Annotated in this window: 14 protein-coding genes and 1 tRNA gene; 7 read left to right on the top strand and 8 right to left on the bottom strand. The window is 28.9% G+C overall.

The genetic code is table 11. From position 1 onward, the window contains the following. The first annotated feature begins 167 nt into the window (after positions 1-167). Genes AAHN03_RS04980 through AAHN03_RS04970 form a run of 3 tightly spaced genes read left to right on the top strand, consistent with a single transcriptional unit; the run spans position 168 to position 1,074 of the window. Positions 168-494, top strand: a complete 327-nt coding sequence (locus tag AAHN03_RS04980; RefSeq protein ID WP_342278326.1) for a nucleotidyltransferase domain-containing protein — start codon at positions 168-170, stop codon at positions 492-494. Beyond that, on the top strand, positions 470-799 hold the full coding sequence (locus tag AAHN03_RS04975) for a hypothetical protein (protein WP_342278325.1): 330 nt from the start codon (positions 470-472) through the stop codon (positions 797-799). Before AAHN03_RS04980 ends, AAHN03_RS04975 begins: the two co-directional genes overlap by 25 nt. Then, on the top strand, positions 712-1,074 hold the full coding sequence (locus tag AAHN03_RS04970) for a HEPN domain-containing protein (protein ID WP_342279189.1): 363 nt from the start codon (positions 712-714) through the stop codon (positions 1,072-1,074). The genes AAHN03_RS04975 and AAHN03_RS04970 overlap by 88 nt, the downstream gene beginning before the upstream one ends. Positions 1,075-1,153: 79 nt before the next feature. Here the strand turns inward: AAHN03_RS04970 and AAHN03_RS07675 are convergent, their stop codons facing one another. Beyond that, the gene (locus AAHN03_RS07675; RefSeq protein WP_410521359.1) at positions 1,154-1,246 is read right to left on the bottom strand and encodes a type II toxin-antitoxin system RelE family toxin; all 93 of its coding nucleotides are present in this window, start codon (positions 1,244-1,246) and stop codon (positions 1,154-1,156) included. Positions 1,247-1,368: 122 nt separating this feature from the next. On the opposite strand from AAHN03_RS07675, the gene AAHN03_RS04965 reads away from it, so the two are divergent. The 3 genes from AAHN03_RS04965 (at position 1,369) to AAHN03_RS04955 (ending at position 3,122) form a co-directional block, all read left to right on the top strand. Next, on the top strand, positions 1,369-1,494 hold the full coding sequence (locus AAHN03_RS04965; RefSeq protein WP_341761437.1) for a hypothetical protein: 126 nt from the start codon (positions 1,369-1,371) through the stop codon (positions 1,492-1,494). 269 nt (positions 1,495-1,763) lie between these two features. Beyond that, a complete protein-coding gene (locus tag AAHN03_RS04960) occupies positions 1,764-2,186 on the top strand; it encodes a hypothetical protein (RefSeq protein WP_342278324.1) in 423 nt (140 codons plus the stop codon). Between the two features lie 9 nt (positions 2,187-2,195). After that, positions 2,196-3,122, top strand: a complete 927-nt coding sequence (locus tag AAHN03_RS04955) for a hypothetical protein (protein WP_342278323.1) — start codon at positions 2,196-2,198, stop codon at positions 3,120-3,122. Here the strand turns inward: AAHN03_RS04955 and AAHN03_RS04950 are convergent. Continuing rightward, positions 3,113-3,202: transfer RNA gene (locus tag AAHN03_RS04950), tRNA-Ser, on the bottom strand. The genes AAHN03_RS04955 and AAHN03_RS04950 overlap by 10 nt on opposite strands. Positions 3,203-3,419: 217 nt before the next feature. Here AAHN03_RS04950 and AAHN03_RS04945 point away from each other — a divergent pair. Further along, the gene (locus AAHN03_RS04945) at positions 3,420-3,833 is read left to right on the top strand and encodes a helix-turn-helix domain-containing protein (RefSeq protein WP_341751650.1); all 414 of its coding nucleotides are present in this window, start codon (positions 3,420-3,422) and stop codon (positions 3,831-3,833) included. Here AAHN03_RS04945 and AAHN03_RS04940 read toward each other — a convergent pair. The 6 genes from AAHN03_RS04940 to AAHN03_RS04915 form a co-directional block, all read right to left on the bottom strand. Then, positions 3,830-6,067: a tetratricopeptide repeat protein gene (locus tag AAHN03_RS04940; RefSeq protein ID WP_342278322.1), complete on the bottom strand. Its 2,238-nt coding sequence runs from the start codon at positions 6,065-6,067 to the stop codon at positions 3,830-3,832. The genes AAHN03_RS04945 and AAHN03_RS04940 overlap by 4 nt on opposite strands. Continuing rightward, positions 6,060-6,428: a hypothetical protein gene (locus AAHN03_RS04935; RefSeq protein WP_342278321.1), complete on the bottom strand. Its 369-nt coding sequence runs from the start codon at positions 6,426-6,428 to the stop codon at positions 6,060-6,062. Before AAHN03_RS04935 ends, AAHN03_RS04940 begins: the two co-directional genes overlap by 8 nt. Next, a complete protein-coding gene (locus AAHN03_RS04930) occupies positions 6,388-7,365 on the bottom strand; it encodes a hypothetical protein (protein ID WP_342278320.1) in 978 nt (325 codons plus the stop codon). Before AAHN03_RS04930 ends, AAHN03_RS04935 begins: the two co-directional genes overlap by 41 nt. Positions 7,366-7,749: 384 nt before the next feature. After that, positions 7,750-8,298 (bottom strand): CDP-diacylglycerol--glycerol-3-phosphate 3-phosphatidyltransferase, encoded by a 549-nt coding sequence (pgsA, locus tag AAHN03_RS04925; protein ID WP_342278319.1) that lies wholly within the window; start codon positions 8,296-8,298, stop codon positions 7,750-7,752. Positions 8,299-8,401: 103 nt separating this feature from the next. Next, complete coding sequence (locus tag AAHN03_RS04920) at positions 8,402-9,769, bottom strand: ankyrin repeat domain-containing protein (RefSeq protein WP_342278318.1); 1,368 nt, start codon at positions 9,767-9,769, stop codon at positions 8,402-8,404. 257 nt (positions 9,770-10,026) lie between these two features. Then, entirely contained in the window at positions 10,027-12,642 is a 2,616-nt protein-coding gene (locus AAHN03_RS04915) for an AsmA family protein (protein WP_342278317.1), read from the bottom strand. Positions 12,643-12,861: the final 219 nt, after the last annotated feature.

Genomic DNA, 12,861 nt, shown 5'->3' with positions numbered 1-12,861 from the left:
CACCAAGAAATATCATGTTTTGCTTGCAACAATATCACGGTACTCAAATGAAATCTTAAATAATTATAGAAAAGATTTCTTGTATATAGGTGAATTTGCAAAATTCTTTTTGCAATATTTATGCCGATTGTAGTAATCTACATTATAGATAGCTGCATTACAAATATATGAAAACTGTTTTACCTGAACGCTCCCTGATAATTCAAGAAAGACTTGATAATATCGTCAAAGAAATTCTCGCTGTATCAAAGCACAAGATTGCGATGATTATTTTATTTGGCTCTTATGCTAGAGGAGATTGGGTACAAGATGAGTATAAAAAAGGTCACATTACCTACAGCTATCAAAGTGATCTCGATATTATGTTAGTCATGAAGAAAGGCAAACATGCCGGTCTTGCAGGGTTATCCATAGAAGATAAAATAGAAAAAAGGTTAGAAAAAAAATCATTAAGAAGTCCTTTTGAATTATGGGTAACTTTGAATTATGGGTAACTTTGGTGCTAGAATCAATTAAGACGGTAAATAGTCAGTTAGAGAAGGGGCATTATTTCTTTTCCGATATAAAAAAAGAAGGAATTCTCTTATATGATAGTGGTGAATTTCAGCTGGCGGAAGCCAAAAATTTACCATGGCAAGAACAAAGACAAATAGCTAAAGAAGATTATGAATACTGGTTTGCAAGAGGCAAAGGTTTTTTTCTTGCTTGTAAATATCAACTAACAAGAAAAGATTTTGCTTTGTCTGCTTTTTTGAGTTACACCAAACTACCGAAAGTTTTTATAATGCTATCCTGTTAGTTTTTTCTGGCTATAAACCTAAACTACACGATATAAGAAAATTAGGTAGTATAGCCGGAAATTACAATGAAGAATTATGGCAGATATTTCCTCATTCTAGCGTTGAGCAAAGGCAATGTTTTAGATTACTTGAACAGGCTTATGTTGAGGCTCGCTATAACAAAGATTATAGAATAACTAAAGAACAGCTACTTTACCTTATTGATAGAGTTAAAAAATTAAAAACAGTGACGGAAAAAATTTGCTTGGAAAGGATTAATAAAGAGATAATTTAAGCCCCTTAAATAGACAAAGTAAGTCTATAAACGCGATAACCTGTAAGTTTGAGGATATTGGGGTATAGTAGTTTTGTTGTTATGAATTATTATAACAATCTTTGCGGTGTTGAATTACTAGTATATTAATTGCTGTATCTACTATTTGATAAATCACTCTATAATCACCAATTCTGAGGGAGCGGCAACCTTTGAAGCTATGTTTTAAAGGTTTACCAAATTTTATCGGATCAGATAATAGCTTTTTTTCAATGGTTATCTTTTACCCCGATATTAATAAGTTTTACTGAGTGGATGTTTAATTTATCTGAGAAAAACGGTTATAAAACAGTTATCGCGGTAGCTAATAAGCTAGAAAGGGTAGTATTTGCAGTACTCAGTTCAGGTAATGATTATACCGAGAGTAAAGTTTGTAGTTAAAAAACTGCTCCAAATAATTGATGAAATGACATTATAGGTAATAAAAGTTTAACAAATTCCAATCCGGAATATGCGAAAAATGATAATATTGATGGTAAATAAGACGAACCTTAGCTTACGAAAAAACTGAATGTAGCAATGGCTCTTTAGAAGTCGATGGTATGATAAGTATAAGTTTGTAAGCCAGCGAATTCCATCAGGGCTATAGGGTAAATTGCTTGATTTATTGTCTATAAGCCGGATAATTTATTTTTCAACAGTTTCATTATATGAAAAATTTTCTAATATCAATCATATTATTAATCATTAATACTAGAACTTTTGCTCAAGAACAAGTATCTAATTTAATCACTCCAGTTAGTTATTTTGTCAATCATGAGCAACAACTTAAAATTCTTGATGAATATTTAAATAAATATAGACAAGCAAGTATAGTGGGTACTAGCGGTATAGGTAAAACTCAATTAATTAGAATGTATGCTTATGAGAATAAAAATAATTATGATCTAATTTGGTTTTTTGATTGTAACTTAGATATTAATGAACAATTTGTAAAATTAGCCAAGCAACTTAATATGGTTAAACAAACTAATATATCTGAAAAAGTTGCTTTGGCAAAAAAAGCAGTAATATCATATTTAACCCCTACTAATAAATGGTTATTAGTGTTTGATAATTTAAAAGTTAATTAAAATAAGCAAGTGCAAGATTTAGTTGAATGGGAACATAATGGTCATGTCGTGTTTTGTTCGCAAGATAATGAAAAGTTACCTAATATTATAGCAATGCCCATACTTGATAGACCTACTATTATAGTTTTAGCTAATAACTTATTGGATAATAAAGATAACAATAGCGTTGAATTTTTAACGCAATCTTTTAGTGGTTATCCAATATTGATAGTGCAAGGAACTCAATTACTTAACAAAATTAAAGGTTTAGATAAAGAGGAATATAAAAAGAAAATTTATCAATCGACTGATAAAATAGCAACGAATATTAATATGGCTATTCAAGAATTAACACCAAGTGCAATAAAGTTGCTGAATAAAATAGCCTTACTGAACAATCAAAGTTTTTCAAAACAATTACTTACTGCTATCACTTATAATCCGGATACCCTTAATGACGATATATATCAATTATCCAAATTCATGCTAATTAGCAATATTGACCCTAACGAAGATAACCCTGTTTTTGAGATGCATGATGTAGTTAGCAATAAAATAATGGAATTAAATGGCAATAAATATAATAAATTATATTTAGAAGATATTATTACTAAGCTTCCCAAATCAAAAACTATACATTTACAATACGCCTGGATGATGGCAAATACTATACTCGAGAATTTAGCTATTCTTTTAAATAATTCTGAAAAATACAATATAGATTTATATGCAATGCTTGATTTGAGATGTGTATTATCTGCTGTATATGTAAATTCTCATAATTTCTATAAAGCAAAACAAATGGTCGATTGGTTTGAACAGAAAGATAAGAATAAAGAATTTAAACTGCATAAAATGTCTGAATATCAAAAATATCGTTATGTTAAGTACTTGAATGTCATATCAGTATATAATATTTTACTAACAAATGATGACTTGTACCACAGTGGCGGATAGGGTGGGATTCGAACCCACGGTACGGTTGCCCGCACGCTAGTTTTCAAGACTAGATCCTTAAACCACTCGGACACCTATCCAAGGTAATACATATCAGATAGATTGAAAAAATTCAAGTATAAATGTTTATAAGAGGGGTCAGGGTAATTTAAATTTTTTAGTAGATCATTAAAAATTAGTGTTACAAACTCCCATGATCTAAATAAATTAATTATAATTAATTATTTTAGTTATTTACTTTTTGATGGTTATACCTTATTATCTAGAAATATTAATTTTATATATAGAATCTTATCTATGGCAAATTTACAAACCAAACTTAGCTCATTAATGGTGCAAAAAAATATAAATGCTGTAGAGATAGAGAAAAAAACTGGATTAAGTAGAAATACTGTTTATAGCATTTTGTATGGTAGTTCAAAAAACCCTAGTGCTAATAATTTACAATTAATTGCAAAAGCCTTAGATATTAGCCTAGAAGCTCTTGTTGTTGATAACGAAATAAGCCATGAAGTGCTAACTATTGATCAAATGAAAATTTTTAGTAAAGCCACTAGTGCAACAATTAATATGTTAATTGAAAGAAACTTAAATTTTTCATTTACAAATCTTACAGTTCTAATAAAAGAAGTATATGAATATGCACTGAAAAAACAGTCTGTTGATAATACATTTATAGATTGGATGATTGATAAATATCACAAACCTTAATCTTGCTTTACCCATAAATCCATGTCATATTGTTTACAATATTCAAACATGGCAATAGTATTAGGGTGATTTATTCCAAATTCCTTAATTTGTGGTTTACCAAAGAATTTATAATTATATAAATCTTTGTTTTTACAAGCTGCTTTTGCTCCTTTGTTATATAACTCACTTACTTGAACAACATTTTTACTTTTATCCCCATAGAAATAGTGGTATATAGCATAAGCTTTTTTATAAGATTCTATACTTTCTTTAATGTTACCTTGAGCAAGTAAAATATCACCTTGTACTACATAACCTGCTGCTAAATCTGGATCTTCCAAATGATCTACATTCTTAGGATTTCTACGTTCATCTGCTAACAATATTGTTATAGCTTTATTAATATGATCTAAAGCAATATCTATTTTATTTAATCCCAGTTCACTTTTGGCCATTTGTATATAAATATAACCTAATGCCTCTTGGTTTACAGATTTATGCATATTATATACTTGTTGAGTTTGAACATAAGCTTCTTGATATTTGCCAATAGAGCTTAATATTGCTGCCCTAAGTAAATAATCTCTAGTAAAACCTAGATCATTAGGATCTAACGTCTTCCATACCTCGATGCCTTTATTGACGTATTCTAAAGCTTCATTATATTTACCTTGAATAAAAAATATTCTAGCTTTCACATGATATAATATAAATATATCTCCTCCCTCTATCCTATGTTTAAATAGCTTCTCCATTTCATTAATAATTTCTTCAGCAGTTTTTATATTACCTAAATATACATGAGTTAGAGCAATGTTTAAGCTACAGTTAAATTTAGAATAAATATAATCATAATCATCACCTAGGGTATCTAAAACTTTAAGTGCTTTAGTTAAATAAGAAATAGTTTTTTGATAATTTATCGATGTTACTCTATTGTAAAGTCCTACTCCTACTAAATATCTAGCGTAACAAAATTTCTGATAGGTAGACATTTGCCAAAATTTAAACTGTTCGTCTTGTTCTTTTTGCTCAAACCAGTTAACCATTTGCTTTGATTTGTATAGATTCCAAGCATTCATATATGAGGCAAACAATTGCAATCTTAAGTTAAGCATTAAATATATGTTAATATTATATTTTTCAGCATTTTGAAAAATAATCTCTAAATTTTCGGATATAGTATTAGTAGCTCTCCATACATGGGCAGAATGCACTCCTTTGAGTTTAGGTAATTTTAGAATAATATCCTCTAAACATATTCTATTGTTTTTATCTCCATTCATCTCCATTATTTTGTTGCTAACTACATCATTCATTTCAAAAATAGGATTATCCTGATTAGAATCAATATTGCTAATCAACATAAACTTAGATAATTGGTATATATCATCATCGAGAGTATCTTTGTTATCAGTAATTATAGTAAGTAATTGTTTTGAGAAACTTTGGTTATTTATCAAAGCTATTTTATTAAGTAACTTTACCGCACTAGGCTTTAATTCCTTTATAGCCATGCTGATATTTGTTGCTATTTTATCAGTTGATTGATAAATTTTCTTTTTATACTCTTCTTTATCTAGGTCTTTAATTTTATTTAGTAATTGGATTCCTTGAACTATAAGTATTGGATAACCACTAAAAGATTGCGTTAAAAATTCGATACTATTTTTATCTTTATTATCCAATAAAGTATTAGCCAAAGTTACGATAGTAGGTTTATCAAACAAGGTCATTAATATAACATTAGGTAATATTTCGTTATTTTGAGAACAAAACACCACATTACCATTATGTTCCCAATCAATAAAGTCTTGCACTTTTTTATTTTCATTAACTTTTAAATTATCAAACACCAATAACCATTTACTAGTAGAAGTTAAATATGACATTACTTCTTTTTTGGCTAGAGTTACTGCTTCAGATATATTAGTTTGTTTGACCATATTGAGTTGTTGGGCTAATTTAACAAATTGTTCATTAAGGTCTAGGTTACAATCAAACAACCAAATTAGATCATAATTATTTTTATTCTCATAAGTATACATCCTAATTAACTGAGTTTTACCTATACCACTAGTACCAACTATACTTGCTTGTCTATATTTACCTAAATGTTTCTCAAGCATTTTAATTTGTTGCTCATGATTGACAAAATAACTAACTGGAGTGATCAAATTAGATATTTGTGTATGGGCAAATGAATTATTGACTATAAATAACACCATAAGTGGCAATAAATATTTATTCATTTTTTTTCCTCGTTAAAGAAGCTAGTAGAATCACATTATTTTCTGTTTTTATTGGTTGTTGGTTACTTTTATTTTCCTGTCTTATGCTTGAATCATTTGGATAGATTTCTATAATATTGCTTTGGTTATAACTTATTTTATAGTTGAATCCATCAGCTCTTAATATATTAAATATTTGACTTAAATTAAGTAAAAAAGGGTTAGCATGCGTTTTGAAAAAATGATTTGATGTTTTGAGTAGCTCTTCTGCTGTCATTATAGGATAACCGTCATATTCAAAACGTAGCTCTATTTTTTGTTTTATATTATCGATAGTTAACCTAATATTGTGTTTGGTAGTAGAAGATTGTTTTTTTAACAAAAAAAAATAGATAGTTAATAACACTATAAATGATTTGGTACAACGCTGCATTAGAAGCAAAATATAATATTTTTGCTTTGCTTAAAATTTCAATCGATATATTTTCGTCTTCCTGATTAAATCTATCAGTAAATAAGTCAACTAATTTACTGGCATTAATTTCTTCTATTTTATTTTCTTGATACAGAAGTATAGAGCAAGGTACTTTATCACCAAAGTTTTTTAACCTATAATCCTTGATCATATCTTCTTGATTGTTAGAACTCTTATCAAGCAAGGATATTTGATTAGCTTCCTGAGCAAATAAACAATTAATTTCTAAATCTTTTTGTTTATTGAAATCATTATTCCAAATTTTCCTCATTAAAGAGGTTTCGCAATTTTTTAATTCCTGCTGATAATTAAACTTAAGCTGTTCTAATTCTGTAGCATGTTTGTCTTGATAATGTAATGCATACGATTTATTGAAACTCTTAAATAAGCTTTTAAAGAGAAAATATAACAATAGAAGATTAGCAGTAATAAACGCTGTTAATATCCAAAATGGTCTTTTAATATCTGCTTTTACTTTATGCCAATATGTACTATTAATTGCCAAACTAATATTAAGTTGGTTAGAAGCGTTGATAGGATATATTTTATCTATTTGATAATTTTGAGTTTTGATATTTGAATAAAGAAATTTTTTATTGAGTTCTATCTTGTAATAAATGAATTCCGGAACATGCTTATTCAATAATGCTCCAAAATTAAAAAGATTATAGTTTATACATTTTTCTGCCTCATTACATATCTCAAGTTCACTACCATTACTATTGATTGTAACATTTTTTTCCTGAATATTGCTAGATAAATGATACGCTAGAGAAGAGATTTTATTCATACTTACTGCTAGTATTTTATTATACTGGTTTTGTAGAATTTGTGTTTTTTCCATTTCAACTTTAGCATTATAATATTTATACAATGAAGCTATGATTGTACTATAAACTATAAAAATTAAGATAAATATCTGGAATAAATTTTGCTTTAATTTATCTAAATATGGTGAATTTTGCTCCTTCATAACCCAATAAACTAATAGTTAGAGATTACACAGCTATTCTTTTGTTCGAAACGTAAGTTGGCTGCTTATAATAGTTGCGTAATGTATCTAAAACATCTAGGATTAATACCTATCATTTAATTATATATCATACTTTTTATGCTACACTAAGTTACTATTATATCAATAATTTTATTTTTTTATTATAATAAATAATTGCTTTTAGATGGTAAAATTTAAATCAATAGTGATATTTTGGCTTAGGGACTAATTTGCTCAAAAATATTTACTACAGGTCTTCAAATATGAATATCCGGTTACTACAGTTAAAAGTGCGGCAATCCATAAAGCTATTTGACCTATTAAATCCATATAAATTATACCTGAACCTTTAGAACCAAGAATTAACGCTGACAAAGCAAACATTTGGGTAAATGTTTTAATCTTAGCTAATCTAGACACAGGAATACTTACTTGAATTAAAGCTAGAAATTCACGTAGTCCAGCCACTAAAAATTCACGAGCTAAAATTAATAAGCACGGTATCTCTCCCGCTGCTCCTTTTTTTACCAACATTATAATTACACAACCTACTAATAATTTATCAGCTATTGGATCAAACATTTTACCAAACCCTGATACTAAATCAAATTTTCTAGCAAGATAACCGTCAAAAAAATCAGTAATACTAGCTATAATAAATAATAACGCTGCAATTCTATGAGCTAGTTTAGAGTTATCTAGATAAAAAGTCATTACAATAATTGGAATAACCACAATACGAGCTATCGTCAGATAATTTGGTATATTTTTGTCAATAGTCATTTATTATATATTTTTACTTCTTGAGAAAATGACAACGACGGATTATGACCTAAATCCAAGAAAATAGGAACAAATTTTTATAGAATAACTTAAAAGAACTAACCTAGCTTGCCAAAAAAACGCTGGTATCATTACTATCAACACCTAATGCTTTCCTCTCCTCTTCTGCTAAACCCATTGCAGCCAAATCTAACTCCTGTGTAATAGTACTACACTCAGGCTCTTTAGGAAGAGATGATAAATAAGATGTTTCGTCAGTTTCAATAATTTCTTCGTTTTTAAGATCATTATTCTGCAAACGTGCAAAATCCCAATTTTTTAATAATTCTGAAAAATAAGAATGGGGTTCATATCCAACTTGAAGCATTGTGTCTTTAAGACCTTGATCTTTTGAGTTCGATTCATGCTTTACTAATGATTGTAAAATGGTAGAAGGTGGATTTTGGGATTTAAGTTGTAGTATTATTTTATAGAAATCTTCAAAATTCGTATCTATAATTGTATTTATTTTTTCTAAGGCATTTGTTTCAGAGGCGGTACATAACCCCCAAGCTTCCGCTTTATCTATTATATATTTTTGTAATTTATTACTATCTTTACAATCTTTATATTTATAGTACTCATATAATTTAGCTAATGCCCATAAGCTTTCATAAGCAAAGTCTATTGTATTATGAGATATTGGTAATTCATTAAGGAAGGTTTTTATACTATTGATAGCCCTCACAAAGCATTCTCCTTGATTTCCATCCGATAAAATACCCTTATAAAAATTTGCCATTCCTTCATAGAATTTTATGTTTTCTTTTTCTTCAGGTGGTTGTAAGTTTGGCATCGTAACTTTTGCACTTCCCTTTGTCAATGCCTTATAGAGTTCCAAATAATTATAGCCTCTTTTATTTGCTACATTTTGCTTTGCTCCTACATCTTTTAATGTTGTTAATATTGAATAATCCTTATGAAAAATTGATAAGTGAAGTGGGGTATTGCCATCCTGATCTTGAACATTTAAGTCTATCTTAGGATGTTTAACGAGTAGAATAACAGTTCCTAGACTATTAACAGTTATTGCATGATGTAATGGAGTGTGTCCATAAAAATCTTGATTATTAGGATCAAATCCTTTTTTAAGTAGAAAACTTACAATTTTTGCAGCTCCGTAGCAAGCAGCTTCATTAAGTAAAGTTGCACCTCTTTGATCTCTTTGTTGGCTTAAACTAATGTCGAATTTGTTAATTATTAATTTTACTATCTTTTCATGTTTATCATTCGTGACTAAATACATTAATTCTTTAAATAAGTCTTCTAGTTTAATTTTAATAAAAGAATTGAAATCAGGACACCTACTATTTAACAATTCAAGTGTTTTTTTGTCCCTAGCTCTAATAGCATATATAAGAGCATGTTCCAAAAATGATTTATTTGATATGTAGCTATTTCTCTCTTTTTCTGTTATTTTAATTTTTGCCATAAAAACACTTTAATTAACAACCTCTATCAGTTATAAAATAATATAGCATAAATATTTAGTGCCACTAATAACAAAAGATATTATTCTCAGAAAATTATTTGAGTATATGTAGAGCTAACTAGGCCTAACATTACGCCAAATCCACAGACGTCATTGCGAGCTTACTTTTGCCCACATCTTTTTAAAGCCGTATACTTATAGCTCTATTAGTGAGGAGGGTGTAACAGATGAGGCAATGGTAAATCTAAAAAATGTCATTATTTAAATAATCCTTTTAATCCCTTTTCAATGGTAGATTTTACTTTGTTGGTAGGCTGCTCTTCATTAGTAGAATATCCCCTATCTTTATCATTTTGCACTTCTTCTCCTGTGGGCTTTTTATCTTTGCCTACTCCAATAATATCTTTTAGTATGTCTTCAGGTTTTTTACCTTTCTTAACATCGTTAACCACGCTATTTACTAAATTCTTCACAAGATATTGCTGTAGTGCTTTAGTATCAAGTTTATGTTGTGGATTATTAAGATAGCCATAAAAACGAACTTTGAATGGTGGCATTAATTTTATATCGACAGTAATAACGCTATCCGTATCAAATGTATAGGCAGGAAGGTTAATATTGCCGGTAACTACTACCTTTGACGAGGGGGCATCTAATGTACCATGTGTTATATTAACTATGCCTTCTGTTATTTCAGTATCTACAGCAAGTTTTTGAAATTTTGTTTCACCACTTGCAAAGAAACCATCGAGCATTTTTAAAATAGTTTGAAGGTCTTTAATGTTTTTAAGGCTATCTAATACTTTTTGTAGATCAAATCCACTAACTTTACCATTAGACGCTGTTAATGTTGTTTTACCAAATAAGTTACTTACATATTGCAATTGGCTCTGACCTTTTGTTTTTAGATCGAGTACACAATTAACAACCCCTTGCGTAACTTTAATTTTACCTCCTTGTGGTACTATATTTTTTAACTCGGCATCCTTAATACTAGCTTTAAAGCTAACAGGTTGATTAATTTGAGAAGAAATTTTGCCAGTAGCGATTAAAGTGCCACCATATAAATTGCCATTTAAAGATTTTATATCCAGCACACCATTTGCTAATAACATAGTAGTTTTTATACTATCAAAAATCAGACTCCCTTTAATAATTTTTTGTATAGTTAAGGTTAAATCTCCATCAAACTTGTTTAAAAATGACAAATCTATCGTATCTTTAGACCAAGGCACAGAGTTGTCTACATTTTGCACCGAGTTAGTAGATCCACTATTAGGAGGTGCATCACTTAAATCATCTAAATTTAAGGAAGCTATTTTTATATCTGATAGAATCTTTGGTTTAGCAGATGTCAAATTTATATTTACTGCCCCACTAAAATTTACAGGGTTCTTTTTTAATGCAACAGTAAATTTATTTATGTTGATTTTTATAATTTCTGTCATATCTCCTTCGACTTGTGTTGAAAGAGAATAGCTACCAAGTATTTTATTAGGCGAACTAGTGGTTAATTGCCCTATAGTTTGACCTAAATTATTACCAAAACTCTCAATAGTAATAGCAGGTTTAATAACCTTATCTAAAGAGATAGTTCCTTTGACATTATTAGTAGTTTTTGCCAACATTATCATGCTATTAGTTTTAAGTAAATTTTGCTGTTTAATAGTCTCACCCTTTAGCAAAACATCGCCAAGATTAACAGGTAAAGTTTTTCCAAACAAACTAGCAATGGTTGGTATATCACTAATTTTTAAATTATAAGAAATAACTAGGTCTTTATCCCAATCCTTAAGACCTATATTGCCTGTTATATTAGCTTTATCAACAATTAGATTAATATTATTTAGCAATAAATTTTGATCTAAATATGCAAAGCCTGTGGCAAAAGAGAATGGCTTATCCAATAATTTAACGTTTAAATCTCCCTTATCATCTTCAAAATAAAAATTAGCATTACCTGTAGCTGATAGCTTACCTGCCGTAAAGTCAATACTACTTATTTTAAATGATTTCTTATCACTATTGATGTTAAAGGTTAGTTTGTGATCTAAATCGTGTAGGATAGGTATATCAGGAAAAATACTTTGCAGATTCTTAGCAGCTCCTTCCAGTTTGAGCTGTCCAGCAAAAGTCATATTGTCGTAAGCAAAGTCACCTGAGAGATTAACTTTTTCTTGCAGAACATTTAAATTCACTGTTAAAGCTATACTACCATGCTTCTCCTCTATATTACCTTTGATATCATAATGCTTTCCGGAAGAATAGAACTGGCAAGCTAAATCAGATGGTCCATGCAGGTTTTTAATTTCTAATCTATCGATATCTACTGTTGTTGGGGAAACACTATTACCTCTAGTACTACCGCTAAAATTAACATAATTTAGCTTAGCATCAACAATTTTAATTAAGTTTATATCTAACGAAAATTCTGCATTTTTATCATGCATTTTATCAGTTGAACTGTTACTAACATTGCTTTGTATTTTAGGAAATTCCCAAGAAGCTACACCATTTCGCATCCGTTCTAAATTAAGTACTGGTTTATTAATTTCAATCTTTGAGATTTCTATATTTCCTCTAAATAGCGATAATATAGAAAGAGAAGCAGATACTTCCTTAACTTCCAATAGAGAAGGATAATGAGCATTAGGTAGAGAAGCAAGCTTTATATCTCTAACTGTAATAGTAGGAGTTGGTAATAAAGATAGGGTGATCTTACCATTGACTTGTAGCTCTCGACCAGTTATTTCTTTGACTTTATCAGTTGCTAGGTCTTTATATGATTCTAAGGAAATAAATAAAGGAATTATTAGCAATATAACGATTATTAAAATAAATAACCCAGCTGAATATTTGAGAAATTTTTGCACTACAATTCCCTTTTAATTATGTAAAGAATTCATTATAGCAGGTTATAACTTTTCCACTAATTAAAAAAAATATTAAAGATAGTACTTAGTGGAGATATTATAACCTGCTATGATAAAGTGCATTTTTGCATAATTAGAAATAAATATTTTATGGTCTCTACTAAACAACAAAACTATGAACTAAAATCATACTTATACGCCTTGGCTTACAAATACCGG

Origin of the sequence: Candidatus Tisiphia endosymbiont of Myopa tessellatipennis, assembly GCF_964031105.1 — a bacterium.
In the GTDB taxonomy this organism is placed as follows: Bacteria; Pseudomonadota; Alphaproteobacteria; order Rickettsiales; family Rickettsiaceae; genus Tisiphia.
Note: the sequence above shows the minus strand (reverse complement) of the source record. Positions and strands in the feature narration are given on the sequence as shown.

Excerpts from the sequence above, each read along its gene's own strand:
- AAHN03_RS04980 (WP_342278326.1), top strand. The coding sequence starts at position 168 with ATGAAAACTGTTTTACCTGAACGCTCCCTGATAATTCAAGAAAGACTT.
- AAHN03_RS04975 (WP_342278325.1), top strand. The coding sequence starts at position 470 with ATGGGTAACTTTGAATTATGGGTAACTTTGGTGCTAGAATCAATTAAG.
- AAHN03_RS04965 (WP_341761437.1), top strand. The coding sequence starts at position 1,369 with ATGTTTAATTTATCTGAGAAAAACGGTTATAAAACAGTTATCGCGGTA.
- AAHN03_RS04960 (WP_342278324.1), top strand. The coding sequence starts at position 1,764 with ATGAAAAATTTTCTAATATCAATCATATTATTAATCATTAATACTAGA.
- AAHN03_RS04945 (WP_341751650.1), top strand. The coding sequence starts at position 3,420 with ATGGCAAATTTACAAACCAAACTTAGCTCATTAATGGTGCAAAAAAAT.
- AAHN03_RS04940 (WP_342278322.1), bottom strand. The coding sequence starts at position 6,067 with ATGAATAAATATTTATTGCCACTTATGGTGTTATTTATAGTCAATAAT.
- AAHN03_RS04930 (WP_342278320.1), bottom strand. The coding sequence starts at position 7,365 with ATGGAAAAAACACAAATTCTACAAAACCAGTATAATAAAATACTAGCA.
- pgsA (WP_342278319.1), bottom strand. The coding sequence starts at position 8,298 with ATGACTATTGACAAAAATATACCAAATTATCTGACGATAGCTCGTATT.
- AAHN03_RS04920 (WP_342278318.1), bottom strand. The coding sequence starts at position 9,769 with ATGGCAAAAATTAAAATAACAGAAAAAGAGAGAAATAGCTACATATCA.